Source organism: Sphingomonas yabuuchiae, assembly GCF_001477495.1.
Taxonomy (GTDB): Bacteria; Pseudomonadota; Alphaproteobacteria; order Sphingomonadales; family Sphingomonadaceae; genus Sphingomonas; species Sphingomonas yabuuchiae_A.
Window position 1 is genome coordinate 13,960 of the sequence record NZ_LDTF01000094.1, and the last position, 18,591, is coordinate 32,550.

The 18,591-nt window shown below is 65.9% G+C and carries 21 protein-coding genes; 8 read left to right on the top strand and 13 right to left on the bottom strand.

What is annotated here, in order from left to right; genetic code table 11:
• Window positions 1-39 precede the first annotated feature (39 nt).
• The 9 genes from NS355_RS14785 to NS355_RS14825 form a co-directional block, all read right to left on the bottom strand.
• A complete protein-coding gene (locus tag NS355_RS14785; protein WP_058746405.1) occupies window positions 40-381 on the bottom strand; it encodes a DUF1491 family protein in 342 nt (113 codons plus the stop codon).
• 5 nt (window positions 382-386) lie between these two features.
• Window positions 387-845, bottom strand: coding sequence for a PaaI family thioesterase (locus NS355_RS14790; RefSeq protein WP_058746406.1), 459 nt, complete (start codon window positions 843-845; stop codon window positions 387-389).
• Complete coding sequence (gene ptsN, locus NS355_RS14795) at window positions 829-1,299, bottom strand: PTS IIA-like nitrogen regulatory protein PtsN (protein ID WP_056438851.1); 471 nt, start codon at window positions 1,297-1,299, stop codon at window positions 829-831. Before ptsN ends, NS355_RS14790 begins: the two co-directional genes overlap by 17 nt.
• A 64-nt stretch (window positions 1,300-1,363) precedes the next feature.
• Entirely contained in the window at window positions 1,364-1,954 is a 591-nt protein-coding gene (gene hpf, locus NS355_RS14800; RefSeq protein WP_042486939.1) for a ribosome hibernation-promoting factor, HPF/YfiA family, read from the bottom strand.
• Between the two features lie 55 nt (window positions 1,955-2,009).
• Window positions 2,010-2,705 (bottom strand): DNA polymerase III subunit epsilon, encoded by a 696-nt coding sequence (gene dnaQ / locus NS355_RS14805; RefSeq protein ID WP_058746407.1) that lies wholly within the window; start codon window positions 2,703-2,705, stop codon window positions 2,010-2,012.
• A gap of 7 nt (window positions 2,706-2,712) precedes the next feature.
• On the bottom strand, window positions 2,713-3,306 hold the full coding sequence (gene coaE, locus NS355_RS14810; protein ID WP_058746408.1) for a dephospho-CoA kinase: 594 nt from the start codon (window positions 3,304-3,306) through the stop codon (window positions 2,713-2,715).
• Between the two features lie 10 nt (window positions 3,307-3,316).
• Complete coding sequence (gene aroE / locus NS355_RS14815) at window positions 3,317-4,129, bottom strand: shikimate dehydrogenase (RefSeq protein WP_058746409.1); 813 nt, start codon at window positions 4,127-4,129, stop codon at window positions 3,317-3,319.
• Complete coding sequence (locus tag NS355_RS14820; RefSeq protein WP_084787995.1) at window positions 4,129-4,716, bottom strand: Maf family protein; 588 nt, start codon at window positions 4,714-4,716, stop codon at window positions 4,129-4,131. The genes aroE and NS355_RS14820 overlap by 1 nt, the downstream gene beginning before the upstream one ends.
• Window positions 4,713-5,531: a pyruvate, water dikinase regulatory protein gene (locus NS355_RS14825; protein ID WP_058746410.1), complete on the bottom strand. Its 819-nt coding sequence runs from the start codon at window positions 5,529-5,531 to the stop codon at window positions 4,713-4,715. The genes NS355_RS14820 and NS355_RS14825 overlap by 4 nt, the downstream gene beginning before the upstream one ends.
• 318 nt (window positions 5,532-5,849) lie before the next feature.
• Here NS355_RS14825 and hemE point away from each other — a divergent pair, with 318 nt between their 5' ends.
• The 3 genes from hemE (at window position 5,850) to rho (ending at window position 8,877) form a co-directional block, all read left to right on the top strand.
• A complete protein-coding gene (gene hemE / locus NS355_RS14830; protein ID WP_058746411.1) occupies window positions 5,850-6,869 on the top strand; it encodes a uroporphyrinogen decarboxylase in 1,020 nt (339 codons plus the stop codon).
• Entirely contained in the window at window positions 6,869-7,330 is a 462-nt protein-coding gene (locus NS355_RS14835) for a CopD family protein (protein WP_058746449.1), read from the top strand. The genes hemE and NS355_RS14835 overlap by 1 nt, the downstream gene beginning before the upstream one ends.
• Before the next feature lie 290 nt (window positions 7,331-7,620).
• Window positions 7,621-8,877 (top strand): transcription termination factor Rho, encoded by a 1,257-nt coding sequence (gene rho / locus NS355_RS14840; RefSeq protein WP_042486922.1) that lies wholly within the window; start codon window positions 7,621-7,623, stop codon window positions 8,875-8,877.
• A 363-nt stretch (window positions 8,878-9,240) separates the two neighbouring features.
• On the opposite strand, the gene NS355_RS14845 is transcribed toward rho, so the two are convergent.
• On the bottom strand, window positions 9,241-9,732 hold the full coding sequence (locus NS355_RS14845; protein WP_058746450.1) for an outer membrane protein assembly factor BamE: 492 nt from the start codon (window positions 9,730-9,732) through the stop codon (window positions 9,241-9,243).
• Window positions 9,733-9,881: 149 nt separating this feature from the next.
• Here NS355_RS14845 and NS355_RS14850 point away from each other — a divergent pair, with 149 nt between their 5' ends.
• A complete protein-coding gene (locus NS355_RS14850) occupies window positions 9,882-10,415 on the top strand; it encodes a ubiquinol-cytochrome C chaperone family protein (RefSeq protein ID WP_058746412.1) in 534 nt (177 codons plus the stop codon).
• Window positions 10,412-10,939 carry a YceD family protein gene (locus NS355_RS14855; protein ID WP_058746413.1) on the top strand — a complete coding sequence of 176 codons (528 nt, stop codon included), beginning with the start codon at window positions 10,412-10,414 and terminating at the stop codon, window positions 10,937-10,939. The genes NS355_RS14850 and NS355_RS14855 overlap by 4 nt, the downstream gene beginning before the upstream one ends.
• Before the next feature lie 41 nt (window positions 10,940-10,980).
• On the opposite strand, the gene NS355_RS14860 is transcribed toward NS355_RS14855, so the two are convergent.
• Entirely contained in the window at window positions 10,981-11,514 is a 534-nt protein-coding gene (locus NS355_RS14860; protein ID WP_058746414.1) for a SixA phosphatase family protein, read from the bottom strand.
• Window positions 11,511-14,249, bottom strand: a complete 2,739-nt coding sequence (locus tag NS355_RS14865) for an ATP-dependent DNA helicase (RefSeq protein ID WP_058746451.1) — start codon at window positions 14,247-14,249, stop codon at window positions 11,511-11,513. Before NS355_RS14865 ends, NS355_RS14860 begins: the two co-directional genes overlap by 4 nt.
• A 328-nt stretch (window positions 14,250-14,577) precedes the next feature.
• Here NS355_RS14865 and NS355_RS14870 point away from each other — a divergent pair, with 328 nt between their 5' ends.
• Complete coding sequence (locus NS355_RS14870; RefSeq protein WP_058746415.1) at window positions 14,578-16,152, top strand: lysine--tRNA ligase; 1,575 nt, start codon at window positions 14,578-14,580, stop codon at window positions 16,150-16,152.
• A gap of 107 nt (window positions 16,153-16,259) precedes the next feature.
• On the opposite strand, the gene NS355_RS14875 is transcribed toward NS355_RS14870, so the two are convergent.
• Window positions 16,260-16,961 carry a dienelactone hydrolase family protein gene (locus NS355_RS14875; protein WP_058746416.1) on the bottom strand — a complete coding sequence of 234 codons (702 nt, stop codon included), beginning with the start codon at window positions 16,959-16,961 and terminating at the stop codon, window positions 16,260-16,262.
• 70 nt (window positions 16,962-17,031) lie between these two features.
• On the opposite strand from NS355_RS14875, the gene NS355_RS14880 reads away from it, so the two are divergent.
• Entirely contained in the window at window positions 17,032-17,256 is a 225-nt protein-coding gene (locus NS355_RS14880; RefSeq protein WP_042486898.1) for a DUF6489 family protein, read from the top strand.
• 8 nt (window positions 17,257-17,264) lie between these two features.
• Complete coding sequence (gene mnmE / locus NS355_RS14885; protein WP_058746417.1) at window positions 17,265-18,551, top strand: tRNA uridine-5-carboxymethylaminomethyl(34) synthesis GTPase MnmE; 1,287 nt, start codon at window positions 17,265-17,267, stop codon at window positions 18,549-18,551.
• Window positions 18,552-18,591: the final 40 nt, after the last annotated feature.

An 18,591-nucleotide genomic window follows, 5' to 3' on the forward strand; every position in this document is an offset into this window, starting at 1 on the left:
ATTACGATGGGGGGCTCGTGGCCGATCCGGCCGCGTTCGTCAATGTTGCAGGATCGTTTCAGCGATGAAGCGTTCCGCCGCAGCGCCGTCCAGTTCGAGAATCCACAGGTCCGGATCGCGCGCCCGTCGCCGCTGCCAATAGCTTAAAATATCGTTTGCAGGCGTCGAGTCGATCAGCGCGGTTTTGCCATCGGGGCCGATGCCTCGCTCCAGCACCCGCTCGCGCCGGTGCGACGTGACGGGGTCGGTATCGACGACGATCACCAATATCCCCCCGGCCTGGGGATCGCCCTTGGCCAGTACCATGCCCATGCCGCCGCTGTCGTTCATCCGCCGCAACAGGGCGGTGACCAGCATTCCGCTCGGCAGTCGGCCGTCCATCGCGCTCAAGCCGTTCGATAGCCGGGCAGGCCCGCCAAGGCGATCTGCGAACGCATGAAGGTGCCGGTGCCGCGCGCGACCTCTTCGCCGCTGGCATCGATCAACCGTGCATCGGCGACGAACACCCGCCGCCGTCCGCTGACCCAGCGCCCCTCGGCCACCACTTCCCCCGCCTTGATCGGGCGGGTCAGCAGCAGGTTGAATTGCGTGGTCAGCAGGAAGCGGTCGGTGACCAGGCTGTTGCAGGCGTAAAAAGCCGCATCGTCGAGCATCTTGAAATAGCTCGTGCCATGCGCCGCGCCGGCCGCGTGATAATGCCGCTCGTCCACCCGAAAGCGGATGCGGGCAAGGCCCGGCTCCGCAATCTCCAGCGTGGAGTCGAACAGGCGGTTGATCGGGGCCTCGGCATAGAGCGCCTCGAGCGCCCGGAAATGCGCGGCCTCGCCCTCAGGCCGCGGCGTCACGCGCCTCGTCCTGGGTGAGCAGCGCCCAGATCGCATCGGGCGACCCCGCGCCGCGCAGCTTGGCGACGAAGCCCTTGTCGCGCAGCCGCCGCGAAATCCGGGCCAGCGCCTTCAGATGCGCCGATCCCGCATCGGCGGGCGAGAACATCGCAAAGACCAGATCGACCGGCATGTCGTCGACCGCCTGGAAATCAACCGGCTGCGCCAGACGCGCAAAGACACCGACGATCTGGGTCAGTCCGGGCAGTTTGCCGTGCGGGATGGCGACGCCCCCGCCGAAACCGGTCGATCCCAGCTTCTCGCGTTCGAGCAGCACATCGGCCAGCAGCTTGGCATCCTGCCCCGCAGGCCCGGCGGCGGCCGCCGCCAGCGCCTGGAACAGGGTCTTCTTGTTGGCGGCGCTGACGCCCGCCAGCACCGTATCGTGGCGCAACAGATCGCTGAAGTCGTTCATGGTCTTTCCGGTGCGCCCCCGCGCGGCCCGCCTATTAACGGGCCGCGCGGAAGAACGATAGAGCTTATCCGGCCGTGCCGCCGCGTTGCGGCTCGACCCAGCCGATGGTTCCGTCACCACGGCGATAGACCATATTATACGACCCGGTGCCCGAATTCTTGAACAACAGGGCCGCAGTATTGCGCAGGTCGAGCATCATGACCGCATCCGACACACTCGCATCGGGAATATCGACGCGGGTTTCGGCGATGATCAGGGGTGCATCGCCCGCCTCGTCCTCGTCGACCTGTTCGGCAAAGAGGGTATAGCCCGCGTCATAGGCCCCGGCCTCGGCCAGTTCGATCGCCTGACCCTGGTTGCGATCCTTCAGTCGGCGCGAATAACGGCGCAGTTGCTTTTCGATCTTGGTCGCGGCACCGTCAAAGGCGAGATGCGCGTCCTGCGCATCGTGACGGCCCTTCAGGACCAGACCACGGGTGACGTGCATCACGATATCGCATTTGAACCCGACATCATGCGGGCCCTTGCCGAACGTCACCTCGGACGAGATGGCGCGGGCGAAATATTTCTCGGCGATACCCTGAAGCCGGTCCGTCACATGGGTCCGCAGCGCGTCGCCCGTTTCGACCTGATGACCAGAAATCCGGATATCCATCGTCTTCTCCTTGATGCACTCTGATGGGACGGTCCTTTTGGCCTTTCCCGTGGCGTCAACCGGACGCCTCGGCCCCCCAAACCGGATCGGTTATGCCCTTAAGAAACGCCGCATGGGCGGCAAGTTCCGCCTCGCTCGGTCGGAAGATGCGCGGCGGGCGGACCTTGGCGGGCGCGCGGGCGACGATCACCGGCCCGGTGTCGGCACTCGCCTCGGCGAGCAGGCCCAGGCCGATCTGCCGTCCGCCCATCAGCTCGACATAGACCTGCGCCAGCAGCTGCGCGTCGAGCAGTGCGCCGTGCAGCACACGGTGCGAGCGGTCGATGCCATAGCGCGAGCACAGCGCGTCGAGTGTGTGCTTGGCACCGGGATGCTTGCTGCGCGCGATCGCCAGCGTGTCGACCATCCGCGTCTTTTCGCAGACCGGCGGGAAGCCCAGCGCGCCCAGTTCACCATTGATGAAGCCGAAATCGAAGGTCGCGTTGTGCGCGATCAGCGGCGCGTCGCCAATAAAGTCCAGAAACTCGGCCACCCCGGCCGAAAAGACCGGCTTGTCCTTCAGGAACGCGTCGGACAGGCCATGGACGGCCTGCGCCTCGGCGGGCATCGACCGTTCGGGATTGAAATAGGCGTGATAGGTGCGACCGGTCTCGACCCGGTTGACCAGTTCGACACAGCCGATTTCAACCAGCCGGTCGCCTTCCGAAAATTTGAACCCTGTCGTTTCGGTGTCGAAAACGATCTCTCTCATTACCCGACTATCGGCCTTCGGAGTCCCGCATGCAAGTGATCAGCGCGCGGACTTTTTCGCGGGTTTCGGCCAGTGGAATGTCGGTCGCGATGACGTGATCGGCACGCGCACGCTTGGCCGCATCGGGCAGCTGACGCGCAAGAATCGCGGCAAATTTCTCTTTCGTCATGCCGGGCCTTGCCAACACTCTTGCCTCTTGCACAGCCGGTTCTGCCGAAACAACCAACACCTTATCCACAGCCTTGTCACCAGCGGTTTCCAACAGTAGCGGCACGTCCACCACCACCAGAGGAGCCCCGGCATGGGCCGTCAGAAAGGCCGTGCGTTCGGCCTGGACGGCGGGATGCACGATCGCCTCGAGTCGACGCATCGCGGAGTCATCGCCCAACACCGCCCTGCCCAGCGCGCCCCGATTCACCCCCTCGGGACCGGTGGTGCCGGGAAAGGCCGATTCGATCGCCGCGACCAATGTTCCACCTGGCCCCTGCAGGCGGTGGACACAGGCATCGGCGTCGAACACCGGCACCCCTTCGTCGCGAAACATCTGCGCGACGGTGGACTTGCCCATGCCGATCGAGCCGGTCAGCCCCAGGACGATCATGGCTGCACGATCATCGCAGCAGGATCTCGCGCAACGCATCGTCCCGGTCGCGCGGCGGGGCGGTGCCGAAGAAGCGCTCGAACGCCACCGCCGCCTGGCCGATTAGCATCTCCAGCCCGTCGATCGTCGCCAGCCCCCTCGCCCGCGCCGCCGCCAGCAGCGCGGTTTCGAGCGGCGCATAGACGATGTCGTAGACCACGGCCTCGGGCGGTAGCGCCGACAGATCGAGATCGAGCGGCGGCTGGCCGGTCATGCCCAGGCTGGTCGCGTTCACGACCAGGGCACCGGGTGGAACGGCGTCGCCGATCGGCAGCGCCTGCCCCTCCAGGCCGAAGGACGACAACAGCGCCGCCCCCTTCTCCACATTGCGGTTAAACAGCGTGACCGGCCCGACGCCGATCCCCGCCAGGGCGTACAGCACGGCGCGCCCGGCCCCCCCTGCCCCGATCACCGTCACCGGCTTGCCCGCCAGATCGAAGGCTTGGAGCGGCGTGGCAAAACCCGCGGCATCGGTGTTGGTGCCGACCAACGCGCCGTCCGCGGCGCGAAAGGCGGTGTTGGTCGCCCCGATCGCGGTCCGCACATCTTCCCGATCCTCGACATGATCGAGCGCGGCGATCTTGTGCGGTACGGTGATGTTGCAGCCGCGCCAGTCCGGATCGGCCTTCCGCGCGGCGAAATAGGCGGGCAGCGCATCCGGCGTGACATGGGTGGCGCGATACGCCGCCTCGATCCCCAGCGCCTCCAGCCAGAAACCATGGATTTTCGGCGATTTGCTATGGGCAATCGGGTCGCCGATCACCTCCGCATAAGGAAGGGCCATCAGGCGGGCATCCAGCCGCGTTCGCGCAAATAGCCCAGCACGGGAAGCAGCGGCATTCCGAGAATGGTGAAATGGCTGCCCTCGATCCGCGAGAAGAGCTGCACTCCCGGCCCCTCGATCCGGAAACAGCCGACGCAGCCCGAAATGGCGGGCCATTCCTGATCCAGATAGCGGTCGATGAACGCACCCGAGAGCGGGCGGACATGGAGCTTGGCGCGCTCGACATGCCGCCAGACCGGGCGGCCATGCTCGGCGATGACGGCGGCGCTCCACAGCTCATGGCTCCCGCCGCTCATCCGCGCCAGATGCTCGGCCGCCTCCTCGCGGCTCTCCGGCTTGTCGAGCAGCGTGCCGTCGGCGAGCGCGACGATGGAATCGGACCCCAGCACCGGCACCGGCCCGGCATTGGCGGAGATCTTCACCGCCTTCATTTCGGCCAGCGCATCGGACAGGTCGCGCGGGGTCGCGCCCGCCATCGCCGCCTTGACCCCGGCTTCGTCCACCCGCGCAGGGACCGCTTCATAGGCCACGCCCGCCGCGTCGAGCATCGCCCGGCGCGAGGCGCTTTGCGAGGCGAGGATGATCATACGTCGGACTTTCTCTGGTTTACGAGGGAGATGATCGCCGCCGCCGTTTCCTCGATCGAGCGGCGGGTGACGTCGATCACCGGCCAGTCATTGTCGGCGAACATGCGCCTGGCGAAGGTGAGTTCGCGATTGACCGCCTCCTGCTCGACATAATCGGTGTCGGGCGTCTGGTTCAGCGAGAGCAGCCGGTTGCGCCGGATCGCGATCAGGCGATCCGCGCTGGTGGTCAGCCCGACGACCAGCGGCTTTTTCAGCGTGAAGAGGAACGGGGGCGGGGGGCTTTCGACGACGATCGGGATGTTGGCGGTCTTGTAGCCGCGATTGGCCAGATAGATGGAGGTCGGCGTCTTGGACGAACGGCTGACGCCCGCCAGCACGATATCCGCCTCTTCCCATTCTTCCCAGGCGATGCCGTCGTCATGCGCGATGGTGAACTGGATCGCATCGACGCGCGCGAAATAGGCGGCGTCGAGCACATGCTGGCGACCGGGGCGCATCTTGGCCTGCACGCCCAGCAGTCCCGACAGCGCGGCGTTGACCGGATCGAGCGGCGCCACCGTCGGCAGGCCCAGCGCATGGCAGCGGCTTTCCAGCACGCGCCGGGTCGTCGGGTTGACCAGCGTATAGATGACCAGCCCCGGATTCTGCGCGATCTCCTGCAGGATGCGCTCCAGATGACTCTCGGTGCGCACCATCGGCCAGAAGTGCCGGACGGTTTCCACATCGTCATATTGGGCAAGCGCCGCCTTCGCGATGTTCTCCAGCGTTTCGCCGGTGGAATCAGACAGCAGGTGCAGGTGGAGCCGTGTCGTCATGGCCGGGCTAATGACTCTGTGGATAACATGTCGCGAATCGGTAGCGTAACTCGGCACCTCGGCCAAGCGGCGGTTCGGCGGTGGATAACGACCGATTCGTCCACAATGAATCTCACAGGTCCGATTCTTTTCCACAGCCTGTGAGTTACGGGGGTCATGAATCCGAATCCCGTTGAATCGGCGATTCCCCATGAGTCAACGTGTTGGCATATCGGGGAGAGCCGCATAATCCCGACAACCAACGTGCCAACCACTTCAACAATCCATTCTTAGAATCTTCTTTAATAGAAGAAGGGGGGTCTCCTGACCGACGTTGCGATTCAAAAGCCCCTGCTCGCCGTGCTGAGCGGAGAGCGGCAGGCGACACCGCCCATGTGGCTCATGCGACAGGCCGGACGCTATCTGCCGGAGTATCGCGCGCTGCGGGCGGAGAAGGGGGGCTTCCTGGCTTTGGCCACCGATCCGGCGGCGGCGGCCGAGGTGACGGTGCAGCCGATCCGCCGTTTCGGGTTCGACGGCGCGATCTTGTTCTCCGACATCCTGATGGTCCCCTGGGCACTGGGACAGGATCTCAGCTTCGGGGCGGGGGAGGGGCCACGTCTGGCGCCGGCGCTGGTAGATCATGCGCTGGATGGCCTGGAGCGCGTCCCTGAGCGGCTCGACCCGGTCTATGCCACCGTGGCGCGGGTGAAGGCGCAATTGCCCCCACAGACCAGCTTCCTGGGTTTTGCGGGCTCTCCCTGGACGGTCGCGACCTATATGGTGGCGGGGCAGGGATCGAAGGACCAGGGCGAGACGCGGCGTTTCGCCTATGCCGACCCGGCGGGGTTCGGGGCGATCATCGATGCCATCGTGGCCATGACCATCGATTATCTGGCGGGACAGGTCGAAAACGGGGTCGAGGCGGTGCAGCTGTTCGACAGCTGGGCGGGCTCACTGTCGCCGGCACAGTTCGAGCGCTGGGTGATCGCGCCCAATGCCGCGATCGTTCAGGGTTTCCGGATGCGCTGTCCGGGCGTGCCGGTGATAGGCTTCCCCAAGGGCGCAGGCGGTAAGCTGCCCGCCTATGCGCGCGAGACGGGCGTGGACGCGGTCGGGCTGGACGAAACGGTCGATCCGGTCTGGGCCGACACCTATCTGCCAAAGGGCTTGCCGGTGCAGGGCAATCTCGATCCGCTGGCGCTGATCGCCGGGGGCGAGGCACTGGACGGCGCGGTGGATCGCATCCTGGCGGCCTTCACCGAGCGGCCGCATATCTTCAACCTGGGCCATGGCATATTGCCCGACACGCCGATCGCGCATGTCGAGCGGTTGATCGCCCGCGTACGGAGCGCATGATGATCGGACTGTTGGGGGCCGCCTATGAATGGGTGAAGGCGGCGCATATCATCTTCGTGATCTTCTGGATGGCCGGGCTGTTCATGATGCCGCGCTATCTGGTCTATCATCAGGAGGCGCTGGTCGCGGGCGACGCCACCGATGCCGCACGCTGGGTCGAGCGCGAGGGCAAGCTGCGCAGCATCATCCTGACGCCCGCGATGATCGCGGTGTGGGTGCTGGGGCTGTTGCTGGCGGGCTCGCTGGGGCTGTTCTCCGGGGTGCCGGGGCTGGGCTGGTTGCACGCCAAGCTGTTCTTCGTTCTGCTGCTCAGCGGCTATCATGGCTGGATGGTCGGCTATGCGAAGAAGCTGGCGCGGGGTGAGACGAAGCTCAGCGGCAAGCAGCTGCGCATGATCAACGAGGTGCCCGCGCTCGCGGCGACGGTGATCGTCGTGCTGGTGGTGATCAAGCCGTTCTGATCTTTCATCCTCCCTTCTTGCTCCCCTCCCGCAGGCGGGAGGGGTTGGGGGAGGGGAACGCCACAGGCGCTGGTCTTCGTGAGACTCCTTTCCCTCCCCCATCCCCTCCCTTTTACGGGAGGGGCGTGAGTCTCATGGGGCATTGGCCTTTCCCCATTGACTTGGGGCACCCCCAATCCTAACTCCTCCCCCGTACGGCGCGGTCCTCGCGTCGGGTACGCTTCCTTATCGACAGCCTCGTTTCGCCGCGATCCTCGCCGACCGACGCCCTCCGACCATCCGGACCGATCATGCATCTGAAAGACCTCAAGAAGAAAACCCCCGCCGACCTCGTGCAGCTGGCCGAGGAATTGGGGGTCGAGAGCGCGTCCACGCTGCGCAAGCAGGACCTGCTGTTCGCCATCCTGAAGGAGCAGGCGGAGAAGGGCGATCAGATCATGGGGCTGGGCACGATCGAGGTGCTGCCCGACGGTTTCGGCTTCCTGCGTTCGCCGGAAGCCAATTATCTCGCCGGTCCCGACGACATCTATGTCTCGCCCAACCAGGTCCGCAAGCACGGCCTGCGCACCGGCGATACGGTGGAAGGCGAAATCCGCGCGCCCAAGGACGGCGAGCGCTATTTCGCGCTGACCAAGCTGACTTCGGTCAATTTCGATGATCCGGAAGCCGTCCGTCACCGCGTCAATTTCGACAACCTGACCCCGCTCTACCCCGAGCAGAAGCTGATCCTCGACCCCGCCGACCCGACCCAGAAGGACAAGTCGGCGCGCGTCATCGACATCGTCTCGCCCCAGGGCAAGGGCCAGCGCACGCTGATCGTCGCGCCCCCGCGCGTGGGTAAGACGGTTATGCTGCAGAACATCGCCAAGGCAATCACCGACAACCACCCCGAAGTCTTCCTGATCGTCCTCCTGATCGACGAGCGTCCGGAAGAAGTCACCGACATGCAGCGCTCGGTGCGCGGCGAAGTCGTGTCCTCGACCTTCGACGAACCGGCGCAGCGCCACGTCCAGGTCGCCGAAATGGTGATCGAAAAGGCCAAGCGCCTGGTCGAGCACAAGAAGGATGTCGTGATCCTGCTCGACTCGATCACCCGCCTTGGCCGCGCCTACAACACCGTGGTCCCTTCGTCGGGCAAGGTGCTGACCGGCGGTGTCGACGCCAACGCGCTCCAGCGGCCCAAGCGCTTCTTCGGCGCGGCGCGCAACATCGAGGAGGGCGGCTCGCTCTCGATCATCGCCACCGCGCTGATCGACACGGGCAGCCGCATGGACGAAGTCATCTTCGAAGAGTTCAAGGGCACCGGCAACTCGGAAATCGTCCTCGACCGCAAGGTGGCGGACAAGCGCATCTTCCCGGCGATGGACGTCGGCAAGTCGGGCACCCGCAAGGAAGAACTGCTGGTCGAAAAGGACAAGCTGTCCAAGATGTGGGTGCTGCGCCGCATCCTCATGCAGATGGGCACGATCGACTCGATGGAGTTCCTGCTCGACAAGATGAAGAACTCGAAGACCAACGAGGATTTCTTCGATTCGATGAATCAGTAAGGGTTGGGGAACCAGTAAGGGTTGGGGGCTCAGTCCCTCACCGACGCTACGGTTTGATGGGTTCGCTGGCGGCAAAGAGGCCCGCTTGCGAACCCATTTTCGTTTTGGGGCGTTAGCAGGCCCGATCCCACCCCCTTTCGGGATCGTGCCGGTCCAAGCACGGCACGGCCGCGTCGTTGCTTAACACGCGACGCGGCCAAACGGGGTGGGGTGAGCAGTTGCCTCCGCCTTATCCCCAACCCCCGTTCAGCCTGAGCGAAGTCGAAGGCCAGGGAATACCCGTGGCCAAGCCACGAGTGCGGCACGTGCACTTCGACTTCACTCCGTGCGAACGTAAGTCGGTATTGTGGAAAACCCAAACCGTTACGGCCGGGTACGTCCGCCACCCATGCCGCCGCCCTGGCCGCCACCGGCGCCCGGCGCGCCGACCGCGCCGATATTGCCGAACAGATCCTGGAAGAAGCCGCGCTGGCGACCCAAGGTCGGCGTGGTCTTGCCATAGGGCGAGATGTCGGCGACCTGATCGACACCGGCGCGGCGGATCGTCGTGACGTTGCCCGCCTGATCGAAGCTGATCTGCAGGGTGATCTGCGACACGGGCTTGGGCAGGGTATAGCCCAGATTGCGGCTGTCGCGCGCGACATAATACCAGTCGCCACCGCCGAACTGGCTGGAGATGGTCGGCGTGCCCAGCGTCTGGAGCACCGACTGGCGGTTGTCGACGCCCGGCTGGATCGAGTTGACGAGATCGGTGTCGACCACATAACCCTGATGCGACCGCAGCGGCGTACAGGCCGACGCCGCCAGGGCCATGATCAGGCCCAGCCCGAGGGCGCGGGTGGAAGAAACGCTCATCATTATCTCCGGGCCGGACGATCGGCCGCACAGGCAGCTATACAGGCGGTCGATCCGCTCGACCGTCACCCCCTCGATATGCCAAGGGAAAGGCGCATACAAGCAATTCGCGCGCAACCGATCGTGCAGGCAGGGAAGGGGAGGGGCACATGGCCTGGGGCTGGCTCAAACAGGGGATCGCCCGCTATTTCGGGCGCGACGCGGATGCGGCGCTGCCGCTGTACAATGCCGTCGTCCTGCGTGCGCGGGCGGAACACTGGTATCTGGACGGCGCGGTGCCCGATACGGTCGATGGCCGGTTCGACATGATCGCGGCGGTCCTGTCGGTGGTGCTGATCCGGCTGGAGGCCGAGCCCGAGGGTGTGGAACCTGCCGCGCGGCTGACCGAACGCTTCGTCACCGACATGGACGGGCAACTTCGCGAACTCGGCATCGGCGACATCGTGGTCGGCAAGCATATCGGCAAGATGATGGCGATGCTGGGCGGCCGCCTGACCGCTTATCGCGAGGGGCTGGCCGGGGACAGGGCGGTGATGGATGCCGCGCTGGTCCGCAACCTGTATCGCGGCGCGGCCCCTGCGGATACGGATGCCGTCGCCCATGTTCGGGACGCGCTTCGCACCCTACATGAGCAATTGGCGGCCGTTTCGCTCGCCCGCCTTACCCTTGGAGACCTGCCGTGACCCCCGAATGGAGCCGCCCCGAAAAGATCGACACGATCGGGGAGCGTGAAAAGCCCGTCTCGATCGACACCACGCCGGACGAACGCCGCGCGCTGGCCGGGCGGTTCGGCCTGTTGTCGGTGGACGCGCTGTCGGCCGATCTGATCGTGCGGCGCGATGCGGCGGGCATCCTCGTTACCGGCACGGTGCGCGGCGCGGTGGTGCAGCCCTGTTCAGTGACGGGCGACCCGGTCCCCGCCAGGATCGACGAGCCCGTCGGCCTGCGCTTCGTCGAGCCGTCGGCGCACGGCGCGGATGAGGAAATCGAGCTGTCCGAGGATTCGCTCGACACGATCGAGATCGAGGGCGGCACGATCGACCTGGGCGAAGCGGCGGCCGAAACCATGGCGCTGTCGCTCGATCCCTTCCCGCGCAGTCCCAACGCGGCGGCGACGCTGAAGGAAGCGGGCGTCATCAGCGAGGACGAAGCCGGACCGCTCGGCGCGCTGTCGGGATTGAGGGCGATGCTCGAAGGGAAGAGCTGAGGAATTTCCCTCCCCGATCTCGCTCGGGGAGGGCAGGCGGCCTAGGGCGCGTCCGGCCCCAATGTGGGGTCCAGGTCGCGCGGTCGGATGAACGCCACCAGCGTCGCGCTGTGCGCTCGCGCCTCGGCCCAGCGATCCACTGGCAAAGTCATCTGCGCCACCGTCGCGGTCGGGTATTTGTCCTCCACCCGTTCGCGCAATTCGCCGTCGAGGGTAAGGTCGAGGACCAGATCCTCCAACCCCGGATTATGCCCGACCATCAGCACATGCTCCGCCGCGTCGGGCATCGCGTGAACCAGATCGAGCAGGCTGGGGGCGGAGGCCAGGTACATCGCCTTGTTCCAGACCGGCTCCAGCTTTCGGCCGTAACCGCTCCATACTTCGTCCAGCGTTTCGATCACCCGCACGGCGGGGGAGGCGAGGACATGGTCGAACGCGAATCCTTCGGCCTTCAGATGCCGCCCGATCATCGCCGCCGCGCGCCGTCCCTTGGCATTGAGCGGACGGTCGAAATCGCGGGCGACGGGATCGTCCCAGCTCGACTTGGCATGGCGAAGGAGCGTCAGCGTCTTCATCGATCCGGAAACTCCGTCGCGGCGGCTGGCAGGATTTCACCATTCCCATGCCCTATCGGCGCGTCGGAGGAAAGCCGCCCCGCGACCCGCGCGACCGCTTCGTCGAGCGTCACGCGGGAAATCGCGACACCGGGTGGAAAGGCGTCGAGCAGCCGCGACGGCATGGCGGCGGAGAGCAAAACGAACGCCCCGCGATCATCGGCACGCCGGATCAGTCGCCCGAACGCCTGCGCCAGCCGCGCGCGGACGATCCGGTCGTCATAGGCGCTGCCGCCGCCCGCCAATTTGCGCGCGGCGTGCAGCACGGTCGGCTTGGGCCAGGGCACGCCCTCCATCACCACCAGCCGCAGCGACGAGCCGGGCACATCCACCCCGTCGCGCAACGCATCGGTGCCGAGCAGCGAGGCGGACGGATCGTCGCGAAAGATATCCACAAGTGTGCCCGTGTCGATCGGATCGACATGCTGCGCGTGCAGCGCCAGCCCCTCACGTGCCAGCCGGTCGGCGATGCGGCCATGCACGCCGCGCAACCGCCGGATTGCGGTGAACAGCCCCAGCGTCCCGCCCTTGGCCGCCGCGATCAGCCGCGCATAGGCGTTGGCGAGTTGTGGAATGTCACCGCGCTTCACATCGGTCACGATCAAGACTTCCGCGCGCGTCGGATAATCGAACGGGCTCTCCGCGACGAAATGGGCGGGGCCGCGCGCCAAGTGCGGCGCGCCCGTCCGCGCCTCCGCCACGTCCCAGTCGCCCCCGGCGCGCAAGGTCGCCGAGGTAACGAGTGCACCATGGGCAGGCTTCAGCACGATCTCGGCGAAAGGGCGTGTCGGGTCGAGCCAGTGGCGATGCAGGCCGATATCATATTCCCGCCCCTCGACCCGATCGACTGCGAGCCAGTCGACGAAATCGGGATCGACCGGTCCGCCGATCCGCGCGAGCAGCGACAGCCAAGCCGCCACCGTCTCCGCGCGCCACGCGATCGAGGCGATCGCCCCCTCGACCCGCGCGCGCGCCTGTCCGTCGAGCCAGTCGGGTGCTTCCTGCAACACCGCCTCCAGCCGCTGGCCCAGCGTCACGAGCGGGCGCAGCAGCGCATCGAGCGCATGGGCGGCGGGCCCGGCGGCTTCGATCAGCGCGGGCGAGGGATCGGCCAGTTCGGTCTCCAGGCCATAACCCGCATCACCCGGCTGTTCGGCACGGGCAAAGGCCAGGCCCCGCACCGCGGCCAGCAACGCCTCGATCGGGCCGAAGGGCTGGCCTTCCGCCAGCCGCCCCAGCCAGCCTTCGCTCGCCAGTGCGTGCGCCGCCTGCACTGCATCGCCGATCGCGCGGTTGCCGCCTTCGTCATAGCTGGCGACATCGGACAGTCGGGCGGCGAGGCCCCGGCGACGACCGCGCGATCCGGCTTCGGGGCCGAGTATCCAGCGGCGCAGCTCGATCGTCTCCGATCCGGTCAGCGCGGTGGCGAACATCGAATCCGCCGCGTCGAACAGATGATGCCCCTCGTCGAACACGTAACGGGTCGGCCGCGTCTGTGTCTCCCGACCGCGTGCGGCGTTGACCATGACCAGCGCATGATTGGCGATGACGATATCCGCCTGCACCGACGCGCGCGCCGCATGCTCGATGAAGCATTTCCGGTAATGCGGGCAGCCCGCATAGACACATTCGCCCCGTCGATCGGTCAGCGCGGCCGATCCATTGCGGCGGAACAAGGTGGTCAGCCAGCCGGGCAGGTCGCCCCCGACCATGTCGCCATCGGCAGTATAGGCCGCCCAGCGCGCGACGAGTTGCGCCAACACCGCCGCGCGTCCGGCGAACCCGCCTTGCAGCGCATCCTCCAGATTGAGCAGGCAGAGATAATTCTCGCGACCCTTGCGAGTGACGACGCGTTCCTTTCGCAGCACGGCATCGGGGAAGATGCGCGCGGTCTCGCCGCTCAACTGGCGTTGCAGCGCCTTGGTATAGGTGGATATCCACACCGCGCCGCCCGCTCGCTCGGCCCAGAGGCTGGCGGGGGCGAGATAGCCGAGCGTCTTGCCGATGCCGGTCCCCGCCTCGGCTAGCACCATATTGGGCGTGTCGCGCACCGCGCGCGGGGCAAACGCGGCAGTGACGGCGGCGGCATAGGCGCGCTGGCCCGGGCGTTCCTCGGCACCGTCGCCGGTCAGGCGTCGCAGTCGTTCTTCCGAATCCTGTGGCGGCAGGTCGATGGTGCGCGGGGCGGGGCGGGGGGCGTCCTCTTCCCATTCGGGCAGCGCGCTGAACAGCCAGCGCTCGTTCCGCTCGGGCCGGGTGAGGCGCGGGCCGATCAGCGGCGCCCAGGGCCAGCGGAGCCGGGCGAGGCTTTGTGCCGCGGTCCAGGCGCCTTCACGTTCGGGCCAGGCTCCGTCCGGCACGGCGATCAGCTTCTCGGTCGCCCGAAGCAGAAAGTCGGCTACGTCTGCATCGCCTTCCGGTGGCTCCATTCCACAGGCGCGGGCGAGTCCGTGAGGGGTCGGGACCGCGAACTGGGCCGGGCGCAGAAAGGCAAAGAGTTCGAGGATGTCGAGCCCGGACAGCTCGGCATAACCCAGGCGCTGGCCGATCAATGGCGCGTTGAGCAGGATGACGGGCGTTTCGGACGCCAGCCCGATCGCTTCGCCGCGTGAGACAGCACGGGTCTGTCCCCCGGTGGAAATCCACACACCGCTATGGCTGGCATGAAGGGCGGGGTGGGGGAGTTTTGTCACCATCGTGATTTGGGGGAGTGGGAACAGGTTGGCAACGGGGTTCGAGGAATTGAAGCGGCCCATTGAGCAAGTAACTCTCGGCGATACCCTCCCCAAACCCCTCCCGCCTGCGGGAGGGGCTTACCGCGTGAGGCGCGCTTATCCTTTCAACTAGTCACTCCCCTCCCGCAAGCTGGAGGGGATGGGGGAGGGAAAGCCAATCAGGGTCATCCCTCCTGTTCCACGTGGAACAAGTTCGTTCTGTGGATAACTCTGTGCATGAACCGGGAGCAATTGGTGGAAATCGCAAAATACATTGTGCATCCCGCCCCGGCTTGCCAGAGGCAAATCCATGACAGACGAACTTCGCTCTACCGCTCTCGAGTCCAAGGCCTGGCCCTATGAGGAAGCTCGCAAGCTCCTCAAACGCTATCCCGATGGCAAGCCGGGCGGTGCACCGATCCTGTTCGAGACGGGCTATGGTCCGTCGGGCCTGCCGCATATCGGTACGTTCAACGAAGTGCTGCGCACCACCATGGTCCGCAACGCCTTCCACGCCCTGTCGGATCAGAAGACCCGGCTGATCGCCTTTTCGGACGATATGGACGGTCTGCGCAAGGTGCCGGACAATGTGCCGAACCAGGAGATGCTGCGCGTGCATCTCGGCAAGCCGCTGACCCAGGTGCCCGACCCGTTCGAAAAGTTCGACAGCTTCGCCGCGCACAACAACGCGTTGCTGCGTCAATTCCTCGACCGCTATGGCTTCGATTACGAGTTCGCCTCGTCGACGGAGTATTACACGTCCGGCCGGTTCGACGATGCGCTGCGGCTGGTGCTCAAGCGCTTTCAGGGCATCCAGGACGTGATGCTGCCGACGCTGCGCGCCGAGCGCCGCGCCACCTATTCGCCCGTCCTGCCGATCAGCCCCAAGTCGGGCATCGTGTTGCAGGTGCCGGTCGAGGTGGTCGACGCCGAAGCCGGGCTGATCGCTTTCGAGGATGAGGGCGAGCGGATCGTCCAGTCGGCGCTGGGCGGCCTGTCCAAGCTGCAATGGAAGGTCGACTGGGCGATGCGCTGGGTCGCGCTGGGCGTGGATTACGAGATGGCGGGCAAGGACCTGATCGACTCGGTCACCCAGTCGTCCAAGATCGCGCGCGTGCTCGGCGGTCGTCCGCCGGAGGGCTTCAACTATGAGATGTTCCTCGACGAGCATGGCGAGAAAATCTCCAAGTCCAAGGGCAACGGCCTCAGCCTCGACCAGTGGCTGACCTATGGGCCCGAGGAGAGCCTGGCCTTCTTCGCCTATCGCGAGCCGAAAAAGGCCAAGCAGCTGCACATGGGCGTCATCCCGCGTGCGGTGGACGAATATTGGCAGTTCCGCGTGAACTACCCTAACCAGTCGCTCAAGGAGCAGCTGGGCAATCCGGTGCACCATATCCATGACGGCAAGCTGCCCGAAGGCGAGCTGCCGGTGACGTTCGGTCTGCTGCTCAATCTCGTGGGCGTGATGGGTGAGGCGACCAAGGAGCAGGTCTGGGGCTATCTCGCCAATTATGTGCCGGAAGCGTCGGCGGAGAAGTATCCCGAGCTCGACCGGCTGATCGACCATGCGCTGGCCTATGCCCGCGACTTTGTCGCGCCGACGCTTCAGCGTCGCGCGCCCGAGCCGCATGAGGCCGAGGCGCTGCGCCAGCTGGATGCGCAGCTCGCGGCGCTGCCCGAGGGGGCAACAGCCGAGGACATTCAGAACATCGTCTATGAGATCGGCAAGACCGACGCCTTCCCGTCGCTGCGCGACTGGTTCAAGGCGCTGTACGAGACACTGCTGGGATCAGTGCAAGGGCCGCGCATGGGCAGCTTCATCGCGCTTTACGGTGTGGATAATAGCCGCAAATTGATCGCCGAGGCGCTGGCCAAGGCGGCGTAAGGATACACCCTCACCCTTCCGGCGCTTCGCGCCTCCCTCCCTCTCCCAATGGGAGAGGGAAGGGGCCCGCCCGCAGCGCGGGTGGGAAGGGTGAGGGTGGCTCCTGTTTAGCGGAGATGCTCCGCGAAGAACGCCATGGTGCGTTCGTCCGCCAGCTTGGCGGACTCATCCGATCGACGCTCACCAAATTCGGTCGCGAAGCCGTGATCCTCACCGGCATAATCATAGAGCGTGACCTTGGGGTGGTCGTCCAGCCCCTCATGCATCCGCTTCTGCGCGTCCTTGTCGACGAAGTGATCCTCCTGCGGGATATGGAGCAGGACCGGCTTGGCGATGGCGTTCTTCTCGCCCAGCAGGCTGTCGATGCCGACGCCATAATAGCCGACGCTGGCATCCACATCGGTGCGCGCCGCGGTCATGAAGGCCAGTCGCCCGCCCAGGCAATAGCCGACGACGCCGACCTTGAAGTCCGCGCCATGCTCGTCGCGGATCGCCTTGATCGTCGCTTCGATATCGCGAATGCCGCCGTCCTGGTCGAACCGGCCCATCAGGTCGAGCGCCTGCTGCATCTCGTTGGGGATATCGGGATCCAGCTCGATGCCGGGGGCGATCTTGTGGAAAAGATCGGGGGCGACGGCCAGATAGCCCGCCTCGGCCAGCGTGTCGCACTTGCGGCGGATACCGGCATTCACGCCGAAGATTTCCTGGATGACGATGATCGCGGCGGTGGGCCGACCCTCCGGCTCGGCATAATAGGCGTTGAACTGGCCTTCGCCGTGGGTGGCGGCGATGGTCTTGGTGGCAGTCATGCGGGTCTCCTGTGGTCGTCGCGACGATAACGCCTTATGCCGTCCTTGGTCGCGTGATGGAGGATGGCGCATGAAAGTGAATGTGGAAATCGACTGCACGCCCGAGGAAGCGCGCCGCGCCATGGGCCTGCCCGACCTGACGCCGATCCATGAACGTTATGTCCAGATGATGCTCGACACGATGCAGTCCGGCGTGAAGCCCGAGATGATCGAGGCGATGATGCGCAACTGGGCGCCGATGGGCGAGGCGAGCATGACCATGTGGCGCCGGATGTTCGAGGGGCAGAAGGGCTGACCCTGAGCATGACCGACACGATCTTCGCCGTCTCCAGCGGACAGCCGCCCGCCGCCATCGCGGTGATCCGCGTGAGCGGCCCGGCGGCCTTTGCAGCGGCCGAACGGCTGGGCGGGCGGCTGCCCGAGGCCCGTCGGGCGAGCCTGCGAACATTAAAGGACGGGAAGGGTGCGGTGCTGGATTCGGCGCTGCTGCTGTGCTTCCCCGGTCCGGCGACCGCAACCGGCGAGGATCTGGTCGAACTGCATTGCCATGGTGGTCGTGCGGTGGTCGCGGCGGTCGAGCGGGCCTTGGCAGAACAGCCGGGCGTTCGCCGTGCCGAGCCGGGCGAATTCACCCGTCGCGCTTTGCTGAACGGCCGGATCGATCTGGCCGAGGCGGAAGGGCTGGCCGATCTGCTGGAAGCACAGACCGAACGCCAGCGCCGCGCCGCGATCGGTGCGGTCGAAGGGCGGGTGAGCCAGGCGGTGCGCGGCTGGATGGATCGGCTGGCGATGCTGTCGGCGATGATCGAGGCGATGCTCGATTTCGCCGAAGAGGATGACGTGCCGCTCGACCAGGCGGCGGTGGCGCGGGTCAGAAGCGAGATGCACGAGTTGGCCATCGCCATGCTGGACGTGGTCGAGCGGCCGCCGGTCGATCGGCTTCACGATGGCATCCGCGTGGTGCTGGCCGGGCCACCCAATAGCGGCAAGTCGACGCTTCTCAATCTGCTGGTCGAGCGCGAGGCGGCCATCGTGTCACCGATCGCGGGCACGACCCGCGACCGGATCGAGGCAAGCGTATTACGGGGCGGGGTGGCCTATGTGCTGACCGACACGGCTGGTCTGGCCGAGGATACCGATGACGTGATCGAGGCGATCGGTGTCACCCGCGCGCAGGAGGCGATCCTTCAGGCGGACATTCTCTTGTGGATGGCCGACACGCCTCCGCCGCGTGGCGATGCGATCTGGCTCCATTCGCGCGCCGATCTGCCGGGGCGGGAGAGACTGCCAGAAGGGCGACGGCTGGCCGTACGGCGTGATGACGGGGCTAGCGTCGCCGATGTGTGGGACGTGATTGCGGACACCGCTAAGGGACTGTTGCCACGCGAAGATGCGATCGGTTTTAAACGGCATCAGCAGGACCGGTGTCGCCGTGCCGCCAATGCGCTGATTGTGGCGCCAGGCGATGACATCCTTTTGGTGGCGGAGGAATTGCGGGTGGCGCGACAGGCTCTGGCGGAAGTGCTGGGCGTTAGTGCTACCGAGGCGATGCTCGACGCGCTGTTCGGACGCTTTTGCCTCGGCAAGTGATTGTTCCACGTGGAACGTTACATACGGATCGCTTTGACGC